The organism is Pseudomonas putida, from assembly GCF_001941965.1.
Lineage (GTDB): Bacteria > Pseudomonadota > Gammaproteobacteria > Pseudomonadales > Pseudomonadaceae > Aquipseudomonas > Aquipseudomonas putida_L.
In genome coordinates this window covers 13,651-35,563 of the sequence record NZ_MKZO01000047.1, presented here as the reverse complement: position 1 = coordinate 35,563, position 21,913 = coordinate 13,651, and the positions used below count along the sequence as shown (strand labels likewise).

The 21,913-nt window shown below is 65.0% G+C and carries 1 protein-coding gene; it reads right to left on the bottom strand.

The window, feature by feature from the left end; genetic code table 11:
- Positions 1-318: 318 nt before the first annotated feature.
- A complete protein-coding gene (locus PSEMO_RS33125; protein ID WP_075805346.1) occupies positions 319-21,912 on the bottom strand; it encodes a hemagglutinin repeat-containing protein in 21,594 nt (7,197 codons plus the stop codon).
- Position 21,913: the final 1 nt, after the last annotated feature.

Below are 21,913 nucleotides of genomic sequence, written 5' to 3'. Positions count from 1 at the left end.
TTCTATTTTGAGTGGCCCAACGAGTTAGCAGCTAAGCAAGTGCCATTCAAATCTCCTCTCCATATACTTTACACACTATAACCAGCAGCTCTCATCAGTATAAGCACTGCCTCATCAAATTGCTTATCAGACATACCTCTAATAGATTTCGAGCTCCTCCAATGCCACACCAAAGGAAGAACCCTACTGTCCAAGAGTTCACATTCCTCTAAAAAAATATTTGCCAATGCGTACTTATCAAGTTCCGGATCAGCCTCCAACATCATATTCAGCACAGTGCTTGGCGGCATCCCTCCCAACAACTTTTCTAGCAAAGATCTATTTCTTGAAAATGACATAGATCACCTCTCCAACAGTTTCAATTTTATCGACCTTCCCGTACCCATACCTTTGGGATATCTGGCCTGTCCATGTGTTTAATGCAGCATCTTCCTTTGACATTCCGCTGGCGATATTTTTCATATACTGAGCAGTATTAACACTATCAGAACCCTGCACCCAAGCCCCACGAATTTTATTAACCTGAACGCCCTCACTCTCGAGGCGTTGCATTGCACTGGCGAACATATCAGTTCCCGACGCCTCATATAAAGGATGGTTTTGTGCTGCACGAATGTCAAACCCCAGCACACCTTCTTTATTTACGTTCACGACCAGCCCTGCTACACCATCAGGATTACCATACCTAAGTTCGACCCCGCCATCCTTAAAAACACTTATAGCAAATTCATTTGCGACATCAACTTTCGGAGTTGGGGGATCAACTTTTCCAGGATTTTTTGCACTACCACCCGCGGGGTCACACTCCCCTTCATTGTGCACCCAGGTCTTCAGTTCCCCAACATAAAACGTATGCCCAACATCCACAGTCAGGTTATACGTCTGCCCCACCGGCTTGAACAACTCCACCCCGGCCACCCGGCTCGACGTATTTTCCGTCGCACCATCCGCCAGCGACTGGAGCAAGTCGCCCGCCCTGAGCTCGATCATCGGCACAAAATCACGCCGAGCCGGCACATAGAACGGGTGACTTGGCGTAACGAACAAAATCTCCTGTTTCACGTCGCCGCTTGTACGAGTGCTTTCCAGGGTCAGCTTGTAGATCGGTTGATCGTTTCGCTGGAAGGTCTTTACCACCGTTGAGGCAAACGGCTCGCCACCGTGTTCAGGTTTGGTCCAGACGACGTCGCCGATCTTGAGCGTTTCGATCGCCCGGTCGCCAGCCGGCGTGGCGACCATTGTGCCCGCCGCGAAGCAGCAAGGCCCCTTATCCTTCTTGGGTTCTTCGGGATGGTTCTGCGGGTTCGTCTCAGGTTTTTTATCCGGCAGGTCAGTCCCTTTCGAATTCTGGGCAACCTGCTCCGAAGGAGTTTTTGGAACATCGGTAGAAGGGCTTCCACCTACTACCTTCGTCTCACCAGACGGTAAACCTGTCGCAGGCCCTTTTGCCCCTGCCCCCTTCCCGTCAGTGACTACATCCAGGCTTTTCGTCGTCTTGGTTTCCAGCGCAGCAACACGCACACCAAGCTCTTGACTGTCCTTGATAGCCATCTGACCCAAGGCTTTGCTCGATACCTCAACCCCCGTTTTTGCCAGACTCAGCCCCGCCCTGGTGGCCCCTCCTACAGCGGTCAAGACGCCTCCGACCGTGTATAGCAAAGCACCCAGATCACGTCCCAACTGGACGGCATGATCATCTCCGCCGACCTCGAGTGCCAGCTCCATCCGCTCAATACTGCCCAACAGGCTCGCCGTTACCTCCTCGCCAAGTTGATTGCGTACCTCCCGATCACTGACTATCGCAGCAATCCCCTGCAGTCCGGTGATTGGATCAGAAAGGAACTGTGCCAGGCCTTTAATATCCTGCAGACCACTCTCTGCGAGGCCCAGGCCAATACCGCCAGCCGTCAGGGCATCCTGTTTTACCGAGGTACCCGACCACTTGGCGATCACCTTCAGATGATCTAGCGTGCCCTGGGCTTCTTCCAACTCCTTTTGGTACTGCACATACTGCTGCGTCGAGAGCCAGTTGTTATCGATGTTTGCCGTAGCCGCATTGTTTGCGGTCGCTGCACCGTTCGGATCACTCATGGCTGCAATGCCCGTGACCAGGCTGGTGATGAGATTGCGTTTGGCTTCTCGCTCTACAGCGGTTTCGTTTGCATCAGCCTCTGCAAACAGACCTGCCAGCACGCTGGAGGCAGCACCGCCCAGGGCGCCGCTCGAGCAACCCTGATTGCTGGCCGCTGCGCCGGCGCAGCCGACAATGGCATGCAGCGCCGCGTGTTCCGGGCTGCCTTCCTTCAGGCCCTTTTTCACCAGCTCGCCGATGTACGCCGAACCTTGCTGCTGGACGTAGTTGACCACCATGTTCTGGGCAAACTGCCCGCCACTTCCGGCCACGTTGCCGCTGACGCCCGCGACGAGGGCCGTTGCAATTTGCCGGTAAGTACCGCCCGCCCCCCAGTTTTCATCGAGATCCCGGATTTCCTGATTCAGCGCCTGATAATTGCTGTGGTGCTTGAGTTGATCGGCCTCGGACATGCCAGGCGCGTTCATCAGGAGTCTTTCTTTCTCGGCTTGCTCCTTTTTCTGATCGATTTCTTGCGCCCGGCTAGCGATGTACTGCGAAACGTTCTGCACAAACTTGCCGACAATCTCGAAGTTCACGCTGATTTCCTGCGCGTCGAAAATCGGCTTGAGTTTGTTACTGCCGTCGCGATCACTGGAGACATCGGTATTGATGCCCGCCACCGTCTGCTCAACCGTCTGACCGGTCAGCTCCATCTGCCCGGCCGCATTGGTAATAGTGACGGCGGCGCCGCTGATTCCACTCTCGGTGGTGCTGCTGGAGCTGTCTCCGGCATAGAGCACGACCGGTGTGTTGACACTTAGCCCGCCCTTGCTCGGCGCGGTGGGTCCGTTGGCGTTGGCCGTTGCGTTGGCATTGCCTTTGCCATCCACGCCTATTTCACCGCCGTAACCACCACTCAGGTTGATACTGCTGGCGTCGTATTCCGCCTTGTTCTTGATAGCGGACGTGGTAAGCGTCCCGGTTTCGAGGGTGTTCTTGCCGTCCGCCACCGCTTTGTCGGTACTGGCGATGATGGCGCCCTTGAGGTCGGTGTTACCCGCCACTTCGACCTGGAATCCACCATTGCCCGCCTTGATGCCCGACTGTTCGTTGACACTGGCGTAGTCGCTTTGCATATGCTGCGCGGCGAGACCGCCACTGATACTGCTCATACCGACACAGAACGGTGGAACACAGATGTTGACGCCGACGCTGGCGCTCATTTGCCTGGAGGTGTAGGTGCTGGTGTCCTGAAGGCTTTCGATGTTCAGGTCGCCGCCCACCTTGACCTTGACCTGCTCGGCGGAAACGACACCGCCCTTGAGGGTGGTGTCCCCGCCACTCTCGAGTTTGACGCTGTTGCCACCCTTGATATAGGTGTTGGTCTGGGTGACATCGTCGCCGTCGGCCATACCGCGTCCGGCATTGGCCGCCAGCTCGAACGAAATACCGTTTTGCGCCCCGCCGAAGCCGATTCCGATGCCGGCGCTCCAGCCGGAATTACGGTTGGTACTGTCCTGATGCGCCGTGTTTTGCGCCGCCACCAAGTTGATGTCGCCATCAGCCTTCAGGACGACATCGCCACCACCTTCGATGCGACTGCCAATGCCGTTGATGTCGCTGTTGGCGCCATCCCCCGTGGCAACGATCTTCACGTCGCCGCCAGCCACGACATCGCTGCTCACCACGTTGCGACCGCTTTGGCTGCTCTCACTCTGGCTGCGACTGTCACTGAGATTGACGCTGAGCTTGATCCCGGCTTCCGGGGCTTCCATCAGTGCCTGACCAGCCTCGAGAGCCTGGTTGGCACTCATCGCCGCATTCACAGCAGCCAACGCAAGCATCCGGCCATCGTCGGTTTTTTGCGCCGCCTCACCCATCTGCTGAATGTTGCGCAGGGCATCGAGCAACGGGATGCTCACCGTTCCACCGATCGCCGTACGGCTGGCGCTGGTGGTTTTGGAGTACTCCATGCTGTCGTAGCCAGCCTGGATATCGACATGCCTGGCGGTGATGCCGATATCGCCCTCGGGCGCGACCAACTGGCTGGCTGTCTGGGTGTAATGATCACCGGCAGTCAGGTTGATATTGCCGCCCAATGACGCGATCTGAGAGCCCGACTGGCGGTCAGCGCTGTACTCGTCGGCTTGCTTCTGCTTCAGGATCCCGGTTGCGCCCTGCCACCAGGACGTGCCGACCTCACCAACCTGCTTGCTGCCGGACTTGGAACTGGAGGTTTCAGTGTTTTCGGCACTGGTGATCTCCAGATTGCCCCCGGCATCGATGTCGATATTCCTGTCGGCCACCAAGGTGCTGCCTTCAACCGTCGTGTCGCTGCCACTTCTGATCTGGATGCTGTCGGCGCTGATGGCACTGCCAATACTTTGGCCTGAGGTGCTTTGACTCTGTTGCGACTTCTGCGTGGCTGAGAACCAGCCGGTGAAGGTGTAACCAGCCTTGCTGGAGCCTTGGGACTGGGCGGACGTTTGTGTTTCCTGGGCGGCGCCAATCAGTACGTCATTGCCCGCTATCAGTTTCACCCCTTCTTCGGCGCGCAAGCTCGCGGCCTTCAGCAAGATGTCGTTATCAGCCTTCAGTTCGATGCTTGCCCCGAGCAACTCAGTGCCGTTCAAACGGGTCTGGGTGACTTCCGAGCTGCTGGATTTGGCGGAGGTCCAACTCTTCTTGGACGAGGCATTGGCCTGGCTGGCATAGTCTTGGGCGGCATCGAAATTGATGTCGCCGCCTGCGGTAACGAGCAAAGCCCCATCGCTGTTCAGCTTGGCGCCCGTGGCGTTGAAATCCTCCCCGGCGGAAATGACCAGTTTCGTCCCGGCCGAAACACTGGAGCTGACCGATACATCCGCTTCGGTTTCGCTCATCGTCGACTTTTTCTTGCCGAACGACCCCTTCTTGGTTTTCTCGTAGTACGAATAATCGAGGTTGTCCGCCGTCGTCATGCGGATGTTGTCACCGGCAAACAGATAGGCTTCGTCCCCTGCGGTGATTCGGCTAGCGATAAGGGCCAGATCCTGCCCCGCACTCACCGCCACATCCCCACCCGCCTTCAGCGTCGTCGACACCTGGCTGACGTGGTCGTCCTGCGTCTTGAGTTTCTTCGAGGTGTACGACGAGTGTTCTTCATCCGCCGCCGACATCAGCGTCACGTCGCCCGTGGCCGAGATGTCGATATCCCGCTGCGCTTCGATCTGGCTGGCGATGGCCGTGAAGTCCCGCCCAGCCACCGCGCTGAAATCACGGCCGGCGGTGACGCTGCTGCCGTTCTGCTGGATGCTCTGGCTGCTCCGGCCGCCGGCTGACGCGCTGTTGATTGCCTCGGTCGAGCCCAGCAGTACGTCACGTCCCGCTTGCAGGCCGAGGTCCCGGCCGCTTTGCAGCACACCGCCCTGGTTGAGGATGTCCTGGCCGGCGTTGATGCTCAGGTCATTGGCGGCCTCGATCCGCGCGGCGCTGTCGAGGAAGTCGCGGCGGCCGTTGTTGGTGGCGTCGCCACTGATGTGGCTGGTGACCGAGCGTTCGTTGATGACATCGCCCAGCACCGTGGTCAGGCTGACGTCACGCCCGCTGATGATGCCGCCGGCCTTGTTGACGATGTTGTTGCCCGCCAGCAGGTCGACGCGGTTGGCCGCTTCGATCAGGCCGCTGTTGACGAGGTCGTTGCCGGCCATCGCCGAGAGGTTGTTGCTGGCGCGCAGGGTGCCGACGTTGAGCAGGTCCTGGCCGGCGATGAGGTTGACGTCGGTGCCGGCAATCAAGGCGCCGTTGACGGCCAGGCGGTTGTTGGCGTTGGCCATGTACAGCACCGGGACCAGGACCGCTTCGCCATTCACCTGCATCTCTTCGAGCCAGACGATGTCGTGGGTCAGGGCCGCGACCTGCTCCGCGGTGAGGCTGACGCCTACCGTCAGGGCAAGCTGTTGCTTGCTGGCGATGGCGTTGTCCATCAGGTACTTGAACATCTGCTCGTTGCTGGTCATGCCGGCAATGAAGCGCTGGCCGGCACCGGCGACGATGGCCTGCTGGATCAGGTGTTGCTCGTAGAAGCCGTCGCCCAGGCGCTTGGCGCTGTCGTCAGGGTTGTAGCCGAGGCCGGAGAGCAGGTAGTCGGAGCTCATGAACTGCTTGAGTTCAGTGAGGACTGGGTTGGTTTCGATCAGGTATTTGTGCGGCTGCGACGCGGCAGTGCGCTCGGGGACGCCTTGTGCGCGTTCGATGGTCTGGCCGGCGGCTGCGGTCGGCTGGCTGGTGGCCGGGGCGTTGACGGCCGTGCTGCGTGGGTCGATTGCCGGCGTGTCGGGACGCTCGGCCGCCGGGATCACGGCGTCATGGGGCTGCGCTCCGGGTGCAGGCACCGGGACCGCCTGGACCACCGATTGGTCACCACGGGTTGGTAGCGCAAGGTCAGGGCGGGCTGTTGCGGCTTGCCCGTCCAGCGTGGTGTCGCGGGTGGTCGCGGACAGGCCCGGGACGTTCAGGGCAGGGTCGGTGGAGGCGCCTGGCGTGCTGGGAATCGGCTGGTCGGTGCGTTGCTGCAGGGTGAAGTCGGGACCGCCATTCTGCCCGGCTACCGTGGTGTCGCGGCTGCCGGTGGAGAGGCCGGGGACGTGCTGGCCGGCAACGTCTATCCGGGTGTCACGACTGCCCGGGGTCAGGCCGGGGATGCCCAGGTCCGGGCCCTGCTGGCTGACGCCAACGGTGGTGTCACGGGGGCCGGTGGACAGGCCCGGTGTGTTGCCGCCGGGGTTGGTGACGTCAACGCGGGTATCACGCTCGCCGGCAATGCCGGACAGGTCGATGTTCTGGCCCGAGGCACTGAGCGATCCGCTCGAGTCGCCCGCCGGCCCCTGGCTGCCGATTCCGTCGGCACGGGTGAGCGCACTCCCCTCGCTGCGCCCGGACTGCCAGGCGTCATTGCTGACGCTGCCAAGCGCAGTGACGTTGATCGAGGCGATCGTTGCACCGACATCCCTGGCTTCGCGGGCAGCCACCGAGACCTGGCGGCTGTCGGCGGTCAGCTGGGTGACATCGTCGAGGGTGAGGGTACGACCAGTGGCGACGGGCGCGGCTTGCTCGCGCTGGTTCAGGTCGATGCTGGCAGCGCCGAGCGTCCAGTTGCGCGGGCCAGTGTCGCCCTGGGCGACTGCACCCGCACTGGCGTCCTGCTTGCTGAGGCGATACAGGCTGCCATTCTCGTCGGGCAGCTGCACACCCGGCAGGCTCAAGGGGTTGATGTACTGCTGCGCCAGGTTCGGCGGGAGCTGACTGTTGATGCTGACGGCAGTGGAGTAGGCACTGCCCGCACCGGTTTCAGCCGTCTTGGCGCCTGCGGCGACATACGAGTACCAAGGGCGGACCACGCTGTTGTTGATGTTTTGTGTGGCGTTGAGGGTGATATTGCCGCCGGCCTGGATGACGGCGTCGAGGGTCGAGCCGTTGAGGACAGTTGACGTCTCATCAAGATGGAGGTAGGTCGAGCGCAGGAAATTCGCCAGGTCTGATTCGTAGGTCGCCGACGGATTGGGGTTGTTGCGTTGGTTGAAGATATCGGCCAACTGTATAGCGGCGGCCGTTTCCCTGACGTAGCTGACAACGCGGCGTGAGGTCTTGATTTCCTGGGCTTGAACGCCCTGGTTTTCGATGGTCGAGGCAGTGACGGAGAGATTGCCAGCAGCGGAAATGCTGCTGGCAGAGTTGGTCAGTTTCCCCGCTTCGATCAACAGGTTGGTGCCACTGCCGATGTTCGACGCTTCGCTCTGTGCGAGGATCTGCAGGCGGTCGGTTTCGTTGATCACCCAGAGTGCATTGATCTGGTATTCATTGCGTCGGTCGCATCCAATGACGGGGATCAAGGTGCAAGACAAGCGCTCGATACCGGTTTCGGTCTTCTCATGCTGGCTGTATTCGAGCACGTCCCTGACGTTGTTCAGCGTGGTCGCCGCGAGGGTCATCTGGCCGCCGCTTTCGATGCCGGAGGAGCGGTTGTCCAGCAGGCTCATCTTGCCGCCTGCCTGATCGGCGCCGATCAGCAGGCTGCCGAAGCTGTAGACCTGGGCGTAGCGGTTGGTGAAGGTCGAGGCCAGCAGTTGCATGTCGGCGCCGCTGTAGATCAGGCCGCGCTCGTTGACCAGCGTCCCTGCGGAGACCAGGAGCTGTTGCCCGGCGCCGAGGGTGCCGGTGTTGTTCAGTGTGCCGGCACTGAGGTTCAGGTTGCCTGCCGATGTCAGGTGCCCGGCGTTGATCAGGGTACTGCTGGCCTGCACGGTGGACTGCGCACCGCCCGCGATGCTGCTGGCACTGCCCAGGGTGATTTGCCCGGCGCTGAGGCCCAGGTCGCCGAGGGCGCTGTAGCGGCCGCTGCCCTGGTAGATGCTACTGAGGTTCAGGCTGGCGGAGCCATCACTGATGATCTTGCCGGCGTTGTTCCAGTTGACGCCGGTGCCGACCAGGCTTTCAGAGGCCAGCAGCTCTGCGCCGGCGGTCTGCTCGAGGGTGTTGATGTTGAGTGTCAGGCGCCCGGCCTGGATCACGCTGCTGTTGGTCCAGCTGTCCGCCGTCAGGGTCAGGCCACCACGGGTCACCAGGGTGCCGCCGCTGTTGATGACATTGCTGGTGGCGATATCGAACGTGCCGGTGCCGCCATGCTTGACCGCACCACCGACGTTGCTCAGCCCGGCAGCATTCAGCGTCAGGTCAGCACTGCTGACCTCCAGCGTGCCGTTGCGGTTATCGAACCCGCCGCGAACCTGGAAGTCGCTCTTGCCCGCCCCGCCCAGCGCCCGCAATTGCCCGCCCTGGTTATCCACCGCACTGGCCGACACCAGCAGATGGGTATCACTTTCGATCACACCGGAACGGTTGCTCAGACCATCGCCCAGCGCCAGTTCGATGCGATTGCCGGCCAGTTGGCCGTTATTGTTGTTCAGCCCCAGGCCGTCGACCCGCACCAGCCCCTTGGCGAACAAGCCGCCGCCGGCATTGATCAGGTTGCCCCCGCGAATCCGCACATCGCCCGTCTGGGCCGCCATGCGCCCGGCGCTGTTGTCCAGCGTCCCCGCCAGCACCTGCAATTGCTGGCCCTGCACGACGCCGGCCTGGCTGTTGTCGAGCACGCCACTGACCGAGAGGTCGACCAGCCCGGCAACACTCGCCAGCACCCCGGCCTGGTTGCCCAGGCTGCCCGCGCGCTGCACCACGAGGTTACCGCTGCGGGCGACCAGGGTGCCGTTGCGGTTGTTCAAGGCGCCCGCGATATCCAGCACCAGCCCGGTCTGCCCTTGCACCTGCCCCTGCTGGTTGAGCAGCTCGGCTGCCTGCAGGCGCACGTCGGCGTTTTCACTGAAGACCTGCCCTGCCGCATCGTTGCGCAGGACCGAGCTGGCGACCAGCTTCACTTGGTCCCGTGCCGCGACGACGCCACCCTGGCTGTTGTCGAAGGTGCCGGCGTTGAGTTCCAGGCCGGCACGGCTGACAAAGGTGCCGCGCTGGTTGATGACCTGCTGCGCCTGCTTGAGCAGCAGGCTGCCGGTACTGACCATCTCGCCAGCGGTGTTGGTCAGGGTGCCGTCCAGGTCGAGCACCAGGCTGCCGTTGCCGGCGATACGTCCGTTGCTGTTGTCGAGGTCGGTACCGGTGAGCGTCATCCACTGCTGCGCATCGATGCTGCCGTCCTGGTTGCCCAGGCTGCCGACCGCCATATGCAGCGCTGCCCCGCTGGACAGCACGCCGCCCGCGTTATCCAGGCTGGCCGCACCGATGTCCATGCGGCCCAGGCTGACCAGGGCACCCTCGCCACCGTTGAGCAAGGCCCCGGTGAGCTGCACATCCAGCGCGCCCTCACGGCTGGACAAGGTGCCGAGATTGCGGTTGTCGAGGCTGCCGCCGTGCAGGCTCAGCCCCTGCCAGCCGGACAGCAGGCCGTGCTGGTTGTTGATGCTGCCGACCTCGAGGATCAGGCGCTGGACGCCGATCAGCTTGCCGTTGCTGTTGTCCAGGCTGCTGGCATTGAGGGTCAGGCTTTGCTGGGTGGACAGCTCGCCCCCGGCGTTGCTGAAGGCGCCGACCCGGTCGAAGGTCAGTGCGCCCTTGGCCAGGATCAGGCCGCCGGTGTTGCTGAGGTCATTGCCGTTGAGGTCCAGGGTCACGCCATGGTCGCCCACGATGCGGCCACCGGCCAGGAGCAACGAGCCGAGGTCGAGGCTGAGGTTGCTGCGCGCGGAGACTTCGCCGCCACTGCTGTCGAGGCTGCTGGCGCGCAGCTGGAGGCCGCCCTGGCTGTTGATCAGGCCCGCAGCGCTGTTGTTCAGGGCACGCACGGTCAAGGTCGCGGCGCTGGCGCCGAGCAGGCTGCCGGCCTGGTTGTGCAGGTCGCCGCTGGTTAGGGTGAGGACACCGGCGGCACTGACCAGGCCCTGCTGGCGGTTGTCGAGCAGGCCGCTGCTGGTGAGTTGCAGGTCGCCACGGCTGTTGAGGATGCCTTCGCGGTTGTCCACGGACCCGGCGCTGACGCCGAGGCTGGCGGCACCGGCCAGGCCCTTGAGGTTGCTCAGGGCCTGGGTGATCACCAGGTTCAGGGCCTGGTTGCTGAGCAGGCGACCGTTGTCGTTGTCCAGGCTGCGGGCCGCGAGGGTGAACGCCTGGGCGCTGGAGATCTCGCCGTTGCGGTTGCCGACATCGCCGAGGTTGCTGAACAGCAGCGGGCCGGCGGTGTTGATCAGGCCGCCCTGGTTGTCCAGGCGACCGCCGTTGAGGTCGAGACTGAGCGCGGTGTTGCTGGACAGCTTTCCGCCCTGCTGGTCGAGCCCGCCAAGGCTGGCGGTCAGGGCCTTGAGGCTGCCGATGCTGCCGCCGTTGTTCAACTGGCTGGCGGTGAGGTCGAGGGTTTGCGCACTGTTGAGGCGACCGCCGCTGTTGCCGAGGATGCCGGTGGTGACACTGACCGCACCCTTGGCACTGAGGCTGCCACGGCTGTTGTCCAGGCCACCGCTGCGCAGCACCAGGGCACCGTCGGTGACCAGCTCGCCGTCACTGTTATTGACGCCATTGGTGACGCTCAGGGTCAGGTCGCCGGCGCTGCCGAGGCTGCCGGCGCTGTTGTCAACGCTGGCGGCGCTGAGGTTGAGGGTCGATTCGCTGCTCAGAGTGCCCTGGCGGTTGTCCAGGTCGCCGGTGAACGCCAGTACCAGCGGCAACTGCGCAAAGATGCCGCCACCGTTGCTGTCCAGGCTGGCGCCGCCGAGGCTGACGCTCTTGCCGTTGAGTTGACCGCGGGCGCGGTTGAGCACGCTCTGCACGGTGAGGGTCAGGCTGCCGGCGGCGAAGATCACGCCGCCATCGCTGTTGTCCAGGCGCTGGCCGGTCAGGGTCACATCGCTGTTGCCGGTCAGTTCGCCGCCACGGTTGTCGACGCTGCCGATCTCGAGTTTCAGCGCTTTTGTGGCCCCCAGCAGACCGCCACGGTTGTCCAGGCTGGCAGCATTGACAGTCACCTGCTCGGTACCGATCAACTGGCCCGCCTGGTTGTCGATGTCGCCACCGTGCAGTGCCACCAGCGCCTTGCCGGCGATCTCGCCCTGGCGGTTGTCGAGGCTGGCGCTGGTGATGCCGAGCTGGCCGTCGGCGACCAGGGTGCCGCCCTGGTTGCGCAGCCAGTCGCCGGTGACCAGGGTCAGGGCGTCACGGCTGCTGACCAGGCCGTTGCTGTTGTCCAGGCGCAGGCTGCCGAGGTCGAGGCTGGCGGCGCTGATACGGCCGCCGACGTTGCCCAGCAGTTGCTCGATGCGCAGGGTCAGGCCCTGGTTGCTGACCAGCTTGCCCAGGCCGTTGTCGAGGCTGAGTGCGGCCAGGGTGAAGGCGTTCTGGCTGGAGATCTCGCCGGGGTTGCTGACCGCCCCGAGGTTGCTGAGGACCAGGTTCGGCGCGTTGATCAGGCCGAGGTTGGTCAGCTCACCACCGTTGAGGTCGAGGCTCAGCCGGGTGTTGCTGAACAGCTCGCCCTGCTGCTGCACCAGCCCGCCGAAGCTGGCGGTGAGCGCGCCAGTGCTGGCGATGCGCCCGCCGTTGCTGACCTGACCGGCGGTCAGGTCAAGGGCGGCGCTGCCGATCAGGCGACCGCCCAGGCTGTTGTCGAAGCGCCCGGTGACGACGCTGCCATCGCCCTGGCTCTTGATCAGGCCCTGGCTGCCGTTGTCGAGGCTGGCGCTGGTGAGGTTGAGGGCCTGGGCGCTTTCGACCACCCCGCCCTGGTTGAGCAGGCCGGCGCTGCCCTTGAGCGTCAGCAGGCCGGCACTGGAAATGCTGCCGGCGCGGTTGTCCAGCTGCTTGCCGGTCAGGCTCAGGCTGCCTTCGCTGCTGAGGCTGCCTTCGGCGTTGTCGAGGTCGCCGGACAGGCTCAGCATCAGCCCGCGCTGGGCGGCGACCGTGCCTTTGCCGTTGTCCAGGCGGCCAGCGTCGAGGTTGACGTCCTGGGCGAACAGCAGGCCCTTTGCCTGGTTGATCGCCCGGGTGACGCTGACCTCGAGACGGGTACCGGCCAGCAGCTTGCCGCCGCTGTTGTCCAGTTGCGTGCCCTTGACGTTCACGCCCAACTGGCTGGAGATCGCGCCGCCACGGTTGTCGGTGTCGGCGACCTCGAGTTTCAGCGCTTTCGAACTGCCCACCAGACCGTTGGCGCTGTTGTCCAGGCGCTCGCCGCTCAGGCTCAGTTCGCCCTGGGCTACCAGCTCGCCGCCCTGCTGTTCGAGGACGCCGACGGTGGCGACCAGGTCAGCCTGGCTGGCGATACGTCCCTTGCTGTTGTTGGCATTGGCGGCATCGAGGCGGACCAGGCCGCTGGCGCTGATCAGGCCAGCCTGGTTGCGCAGTTCGCTGGCGCCCAGGTCGAGGCCACGCACGCCGTTGACCAGGCCATTGCGGTTGTCCAGCAGGGCCAGGCGCAGGAGCAGGTCCTGGTTGGCGCGGATCACGCCGTCGCGGTTGTCCAGGCGGGTGCCGCGCAAGGTCAGGGCGTTCTGCCCGGAGAGGCGACCGCCGCGGTTGTCGAGGCTGCCGACCAGCAGGTCCATCACGCCCTTGGCCAGCAGGCTGCCGCCCTGGTTGTCGAGCAGACCGGTGACGTTCAGGCCGAGGCTGCCATCGCTGACCAGGCTGCCGGTGTGGCTGTTGTCGAGGCTGCCGGCGGCCACCTGCAATTGCCGGCCGGCACCGAGGGTACCGCCCTGGTTGAGCAGCGCCCCGGTCACACCGAGGTCGAGGGCGATATCGCTCATCACCTGGCCATTGCCGTTGCCCAGGCTCGCCGCGCGCACCAGGCTGGTGCCGGCGCCGGACACTTCACCGCCGTCGTTGAGCAGGGCCCCGGCGACTTTCAGCTCAAGGTTGGCGGAACTGCTGAACAGGCCGTCGCTGTTGTTCAGGCTGCCCGCTTCGGCGCTCAGGCCGTCGGCGGCGATCTGCCCGCCAATATTGAGCAGCGCCTGCCTGACGATCAGGCCGATGGCCGCGTCGCTGAGCAGGTCGCCGCCACTGTTGTCGAGGCTCTCGGCGCTCAGGTCGAAGCCCTGTTCGCTGGAGATCTCGCCGCCACGGTTGTGCACGGCGGCAAGGTTGCGCAGCAGCAGCGGGCCCGGGGCGTTGATCAGGCCACCGCTGTTGTCGAGCACACCGTTGTTCAGGTCGAGAGTCAGGGCGCTGTTGCTGTACAGCTCGCCGCCGTTGCGCTGGTCGAGGCCGCTGACACTGGCGGTCAGGGCCTTGGCGCTGGCGATGCGGCCGCTGCGGTTGTCCACCTGGGCGGCGCTCAGGTCGAAGCGGTCGGCGCTGGTCAGGCGTCCGCCCTGGTTGCTCAGGGTGCCGGTGGTGATCTGCAGTCGACCATCGGCGGCGATACGCCCGCCGCTGTTGGCCAGGCCGAGGCTGGTCAGGGTCAGCGCCGTGCTGCCGAGGATTTCCCCGCCCAGGTTGCTGACGCCCTGCCCTGCCGTGACCAGCAGGGTCGAGGCACTGGTGATCCGGCCACTGTCGTTGACCAGGCCAAGCAGATCGAGGCCGAGACCGGCATCGCTGCGCAGGACGCCACGGGTGTTGTCCAGTTGCCCGGCCAGGCCATTGCCGTCCCGCAGCAACAGCGACAGACCGGTCTTGCCGTACAGGCTGCCCTGGGCCGCATTGTCGATCTGGTTGGCAGTGATCGAGACCGACTGCTGCCCGGAGACCATGCCCTTGTTCTGGTTGTCGAGACGCGCCAGGGTCAGTTGCAGGGCGCCGTTGGCGACCACGCGACCGCCACCGCTGTTGTCCAGGCGATTACCGCTGGCGGTGAGGCTGGAGACACTGGTGATTTTCCCGGCGCGGTTGTCCAGGTCGTGCACTTCCAGGGTCATGGCGCCGCCGGAATTGAGCAGGCCGGCCTGGCGGTTGTCCAGTTCGCTGCCACGTACCTGCAGTTGCCCGCTGGCGATCACGCTGCCGCCACGGTTGTCGAAGCGGGTGGCGTCGAGGGTCAGGTTGCTGAGGCTGGAGACCAGGCCGTCGAGCTGGTTGTCGAGGCTGGCGGCGCTCAGTTGCAGGACGCCGACGGCACCCAGCAGGCCGTCGCGGTTGAGCAGTTGCCCGGTGACCGCAATCTCCAGTGTGCCGTCGCTGGCGACCCGGCCAAGGTTGTTGTCGAGGCTGGCGACGTTCAGGCCCAGGGCTTCGCCGGCCAGCAGACGGCCGCCGGCATTGCTTGCAGCGCCGGAGAGGTCGAGGTTCAGGCGCTTGTCGCCCTGGATCAGGCCGGCGTCATTGTTCAGCGTGATGCTGGTTACCCGCGTCGTGGTGCCGAGCAGTTCGCCTTGCTGGTTGTCCAGGCTGCTGTCCACCCGCAAGGTCAGGCCGTTGCCGGCTTCGAGCTTGCCCTGCCGGTTGAGCAGGCTGCCGGCCTGGACATCCAGTGCGGCGGCCTTGATCAGGCCCTTGGTGTTGTCCAGCGTCTGGGCGATGCGCAGGGTCAGTGACTGTTCGCTGAGCAGCTTGCCGCCATTGTCGAAACGGTTCGCGGCCAGTTCGAAGGCCTGGGTGCTGGAGATCTCGCCGTCGAGGTTGGCCACGCTGCCGAGGTTGTTCAGAAGCAACTGGCCCGGCGCGTTGATCAGGCCATGCTGGTTGTCCAGATGGCCGCCGTTGAGATCGAGGCTGACATCGGCCAGGCCGTAGAGGCGGCCGCCGTCGCTGTTGCTCAGGCTGGCGGCACCGAGGTTGGCGCCCTGCCGGGCAAACAGGGTGCCCTGGCGGTTGTCCACGCTGCCGGCACTGGTGAGGTCCAGGCGGGTGTCGCTTTGCACCAGGCCCAGGCGGTTGTCCAGCGAGCCGGCACGGACCACCGCGCTGTCGGCCAGCAGCTTGCCGCCCTGGTTGTCCAGCGCCGCGTCCACCACCAGGCTGATCGCCCCGGCACTGCTCAGGCTGCCGGACTGGTTGACCAGGCTGCCCGCGCGGATATCGAGGGTCGGTGCCGAAACCAGGCCCCGGGTGTTGTCCAGCAAGCGGGCGATGCGCAGGGTCAGGCCCTGCTCGCTGAGCAGCTTGCCATTGCCGTTGTCCAGCGCACCGGCGGCCAGGAGGAAGGCCAGCTGGCTGGAGATCTCGCCACCGCGGTTGTCGACGCTGCCGAGGTTGTTCAGCAGCAGTTGGCCGGGGGCGTTGATTCGGCCGCCACGGTTGTCCAGCAGGCCAGCGTTCAGGTCGAGGCTGACACCGCCCTGGCTGAACAGCTGACCATCGTTCTGCTGGTCGAGGCCGCTGACGCTGGCGTCCAGTTGGCCGGTGCTGTTGATGCGCCCGCCACTGCCATTGTTCACCTGCCCGGCGTGCAGCTTCAGGCCCTGTTCGGCGGCCAGGATGCCGCCACGGTTATCCAGGTCGCCACTGCGCAGCACCAGGTTGGCCTGGCTGCTGATGCGCCCGGCTTCGCGGTTGTCGAGGCTGCCCAGGGTCAGGTCGGCAGCGCCCTTGGCCGCCAGCAGGCCATGCTGGTTGACTGCCTGGCCGCTCACCTGGACGTCGAGGCGACCATCGCTGGTCAGGCTGCCACGGGTGTTGTCCAGACTACCGGCGGCGAGGCTCAGGTGCTGGCCGGCGAGCAACTGGCCGTCGCTGTTGAGCAGCTCGGCGGTCTGCGTCAGAACCAGGCTGGCGTCGCCCTGAATCAAGCCGCGTTCGTTACCCAGCGCCTGGCTGGTAACCGAGGTCTGCGCACCGAGCAGCTTGCCCTGCTGATTACCCAGCATGCCGTCGATGGCGAGGGTCAGGCCATTGCGGGCCTCAACCAGCCCTTCGCGGTTATCCAGGCTACCGGCATGCAGGCCGACGCCCGCCGCACCGATCCGGCCGTGGCCATTGAGCAGCGCGCGGGCGATGCGCAGGGTCAGGTCCTGTTCGCTGAGCAGCTTGCCGTTGCCATTGTCGAGCTGGGTCGCCGCCAGCTCGAAGGCCAGCTGGCTGGAGATCTCGCCACGCTGGTTGTCAACCTCGCCGAGGTTGCGCAGGAGCAACTGGCCCGGCGCGTTGATCAGGCCGTCCTGGTTGTTCAGGCGGCCGTTGTTCAGGTCGAGGGTGACGCTACCGAGGCTGCTGAGCCGCCCCGCTGCGTTATCGAGACTGGCGCCGCCCACGCCCAGTCGCTGGCCGGCGTACAGGGTGCCCTGACGGTTGTCCAGAGCGCCGCTGCTGGCGAGCTCGAGCCCGCTATCGGCTTGCAGCAGGCCCAGGCGGTTGTCCAGGCTGCCAAGGCTGAGCGTGGCGTTGTTGGCGAGCACCTCACCGTCACGGTTATCCAGCGCTTCGTCGACCGCAAGCGTCAGGGCGTTGCCGGCACTCAGGCTGCCGCCATGGTTGAGCAGGCGGCCGACCTGGATATTCAGGGCCGGTGCCGACAGTTGGCCCTTGCTGTTGTCCAGCAGGCGGGCGATGCGCAAGGTCAGGCCCTGCTCGCTGAGCAGCCTGCCGTTGCCGTTGTCGAGCGCACCCGCCGCCAGCAGGAAAGCCAGGTTGCTGGAGATCTCGGCATTGCGGTTGTCGACCGTGCCAAGGTTGTTGAGCAGCAACTGCCCGGGGGCGTTGATCCGGCCGCCCTGGTTGTTCAGGTGACCGTGGTTCAGGTCGAGGGTCAGGCCGCCCTGGCTGAGCAGTTGCCCGTCGCCGTGCTGGTCCAGGCCGCTGACGCTGGCGGTCAGTTGCTCGCTGGCGCTGATGCGCCCGCCGTCGGTATTGGCCACCTGCCCGGCGCGCAGCTCCAGGTTGCGGTCGCCACGCAGGATGCCCTTCGCGTTGTTCAACGTTCCGCTCAGCGACAGGGCCAGGCCCTCGCTGGCAAACAGGGTGCCCTGGGCGTTGTCCAGGCTCGCGGCGTTCACGGCAAGCTGTTTCGCCGACAGGTTGCCGGCGGCATTGAGTACCGCACCGGTATCAGCGATGGCCAGGCTGTTGTCGCCCTGTGCCCGGCCAGTACGGTTGTCCAGGGTCGCGGCAGCCAGGCTCAGGTCGCGGGCCAGCAGTTCACCGCGGGTGTTGTCCAGCAGGCCGTCGGCGCTGAGCAGCAAGGTATCCCGGGCTTCCAGCTTGCCGCCGGCATTGCCGAGGCTGCCGACCCGGCCATCGATGCGCGCCGCCGAGACCAGCCCGGCGGCGTTGTCCAGAGCGCGGGCGATGCGCAGGGTCAGGCCCTGCTCGCCGAGCAGCTTGCCGGCACGGTTGTCGAGGTCGGTCGCGGCCAGCTCGAAGGCCAGCTTGCTGGAGATCTCGCCGCCGCGGTTATCGACGCTGCCGAGGTTGCGCAGGAGCAGTTGCCCCGGCGCATTGACCAGGCCGCGCTGGTTGTCCAGATAGCCATGGTTCAGGTCGAGGGTGACGCCGGCCTGGCTATAGAGACGCCCGTCGGTGTTGCCCAGTGCAGCGACGCTCAGGCTGAGGTCGCCGGCGCTGCTGAACAGACCGGCCTGGTTGAACATCTGCCCGGCGATTCGTGCGTTGAGGTAGCCGTCGCTTTCCAGCTTGCCGCCGCTGTTGTCCAGGCTGGCGCCCTGCAGTTCGACGCCCTGCCCGCCATGCAGGGTGCCCTGGCGGTTGTCCAGGCCGGTACGGCTGGAGATAGCCAGACCGCGATCGGCTTGCAGCAGCCCCTGGCGATTGTCCAGCCCGCCGACACTGACCTGACTGCTGCCGGCGAGCACCTTGCCCTCGCGGTTGTCCAGCAGGCCATCGGTCTGCAGGGTGATGGCGTTGCCGGCGCTGAGGCTGCCGAGCTGGTTGGTCAGGCTGCCGGCACGAATATCCAGGCTGGGTGCCGAGACCAGGCCCCGGGTGTTGTCCAGCAAGCGGGCGATCCGCAAGGTCAGGCCCTGCTCGCTGAGCAGCTTGCCGCTGCCGTTGTCGAGGGTCGTCGCGGCGAGCACGAAGGCCAGGTTGCTGGAGACTTCACCGTTGCGGTTATCGACGCTGCCAAAGTTGTCCAGTTGCAGTTGGCCCAAGGCATTCAGACGACCGCCCTGGTTGTTCAGGTGACCGTTGTTCAGGTCGAGGGCCAGGCTGCCCTGGCCGAGCAATTGACCGTCGCCGCGCTGGTCCAGGCCGGTGACGCTGGCCGTCAGGCGCTCGCCGGCACTGATGCGCCCGCCAGTGACGTTGTCCACCTGCCCGGCGTGCAACGCCAGGTTGCGCTCGGCGCGCACGGTGCCCTTTTCGTTGTTCAGGGTACCGCCGAGCGCCAGGGCCAGACGTTCGCTGGCAAACAGGGTGCCCTGGGCGTTGTCCAGGCTCGCGGCGTTCAGCTCCAGCTCACGGGCCAGCAGCTCGCCGTTGCGGTTGTCCAGCAAGTCTTCGGCGCTGAAGAGCAGGTCAGCGGCGGCGCTCAGCTTGCCGCCCTGGTTGTTCAGGCTGGCGCTGCGGCCATCGAGGCGCGCTGCCGAGACCAGGCCGGCGGCGTTGTCCAGGGCGCCGGCGATGCGCAGGGTGAGCAACTGGTCGCCGAGCAGCTTGCCGCCCCGGTTGTCGAGCTGGCTGGCAGCGAGCAGGAAGGCACGGCTGCCGGAGATTTCCCCGGTGCGGTTGTCGACGGTTGCCAGGTTGCGCAGCAGCATCTGGCCGGGGGTGCTGATCAGGCCGGCCTGGTTGTCCAGGTGACCGTTGTTCAGGTCCAGGGTCAGGGCGTCCTTGCCGTACAACTGGCTGCCGGCGGATTGCGCCAGCCCGGTGACGCTGGCGTCCAGTTCGCTGCCGAGAATGCGCCCGGCGTTGCGGTTGTCCAGTTGCGCGGTGCGCAGTTGCAGGGTCGCGCCAGCCGTCAACTGGCCGTTGTGGTTGATCAGGTCAACCGCGCTCAGTTGCAGGTGGCTACCGGCACTGAACAGGCCGCTCTGGTTGAGCAGGTTGCCGGCCAGGCTGGCGTGCAGGTCGGTGCTGCTGGTCAGCGTACCGAGGCGGTTGTCCAGGCTGCCGGCGTTCAGCGCCAGGGTCGCGGCGCTGGTCACCCGGCCTTCGCGGTTGTCCAGGCCGCCGCCCAGTACCAGGCCGAGGCTGGCGTCGCTTTGCAGCTTGCCGCCGCGGTTGTCCAGGCTGTCACCGTGCAGCTCGAAGCCCAGGGCGCTGGAGATCTCTCCGCCCTGGTTGGCGATGCTGGCGAGGTTGAACAGTTGCAACTGCCCCGGGGCGGTGAACAGGCCAGCCTGGTTGTTCCAGTGGCCGTGGTTGAGGTCGAGGCTGATGCCCGACTGGCCATGCAGGCGTCCGGCGCTGTTGTCCAGGCTGCCCACCGCGATCTGCATCGCGCCCTGGGCGCTGAGGTTGCCGTCGTGGTTGTCCAGGGCACCGCTGACGCGTGCGGCCAGGGTACCCCGGCTGGACAGCGTGCCCTGTTGGCCGTTGAACAGGCTGGCGGCATCGATCTGCAGCGCCTGGGCGGCGATCAACCCGGCAGCGTTGTTCAGGGCACCGGCGATGCTCAAGGTCAGGGCCTGGTCGCTGAGCAGCTTGCCCGCCGTGTTGTCGAGGCTGCTGGCGGCGACGGTGAAGGCGCGCTGGCTGGAGATCTCGCCTTGACGGTTGTCGACCCCGGCGAGGTTGTCCAGGGTCAACTGGCCGGCGGCGTTGATCACACCGGTGCGGTTGTCCAGCTGGCCGTGGCGCAGGTCCAGACTCATGCCGGCATCGCTGCGCAGGCGGCCGCCAGCCTGCTGGTCGAGGCTGCCGACACTGGCCGTCAGTTGCTGGCGGCTGCTGATCTGGCCACCGCCGCTGTTGTTCAGCAACGCAGCGACGTACAGGTCGAGGCCCTGGCCGGCGCTGACCAGACCGGCGACGTTATCCAGCGAGGCGAGGCGCAAGGTCACCTGGCCTGATGCCGAAAGCTCGCCGTTGCGGTTGATCAGGTTGCCGCTGTTCAGGCTGAGCGCCGCGCCACTGCTCAACAATCCGCCCTGGGCGTTGAGCAGGGTCTGGCTGGTGCTGGACAGATCGCCCCCGGCCAGGATCCGGCCGCGGTTCTGGTTGTCCAGTTGGCCGGCATCGACACGGGCATTGCGTCCGGCGCTGAGGGTACCGCCCTGGTTGGCCAGTGCGCCGGTTTCGACGCTGAGGTCCCGGCTGGCTGCCAGGGTGCGCCCGCTGTTATCGATGGCTTGTGCGCTGATACGCAGATCACCCTGGGCGTTGCGGCTGTTGTCCGCATTCACCCCGGCTTCGATCACGCCCTGGTTGGTCAGCTTGCCGCTGCTGTCGATCGACAAGCTGTCCCGCGCCGCCAGACTCTGGCGGTTGGTCACGTCACCCTGGGCGCTGATCGCCAGGTTCTGACCGGCATACAGCGTGCCCTGGGCATCCACTTCCCTTGCCTTCACCGTTGCCGAACCGCCGGCCGACATCTGGCCGGTGCTCAGCTTGCCGTTGGCATCGATCTGGATATCGCCACCGGCCATCATGTCGCCGGCCAGCTTCACCCCTACCCCGGCTTCGGTGCCGACCAGGCGGATGGTGTTGACGTACATACCGCCCAGCGCCGAGGAATCGATCGCCAGTTCCGGCGCCTGGCTGCCATCGGCGGCGCGGGCCGTTGCAGCTAGAGTGCGCGCATCGACATCGTTGCGACCGGCGACGATATCCAGCTTGTTGGCCTGGAGCTGTGCGTTGATCTGCGTGGCGCGGGTGATGATTTCGAACTGGTCGACGTTCGTGGCATTGAGCCCGGCGCCCTGGATGGCGACGTTGCCCTGATCGACCTGGTAGCGGCTCAGTTGGCCGTTGTCGATTATCGGCTTGCCGGTGCTCAGGGTGACTCGCGGCGTGTTGATGAAGCCGCAACCATCACAGGCAATGCCGTAGGGGTTGGCGACGATCACATGCGCGGACTTGCCCGCCACCTCGGTGTAGCCACGCAGTTGACTCGGGCTGCCGCCGTTCACTTCGTTGAGGATGATATCGGCGGCGCGACCGCTGAAATTCGGGTTGCCGACGATGATCCCGCCAAGCTGGGTGTTTTGCGTGCGGTCCGTGGCGTTGTTGAGGATCAACCCCTTTGAATCGACGTTGTAGTCCTTGAACTGGTTATGGGACAGGCCGTTGGCATTCGGCGCGGCGATATTGACGATCGGCACGCCATTGCCCGCCTGGGCCAGCCCGGTATTGCCCGCGCTGACCGCGATGCCGTCCGCCTGCGCCCAGATCGGCTGCCAGAACATGACGTTGGCCAGCAGGAACGCCAGCGCCCGCTTGGGAATGCCACAGAACGACTCGCGCGGCTGCACGGTCGCCGAAGGCAGGCGGGCCAGGAAAGCGTATTGACGGACGTCCATG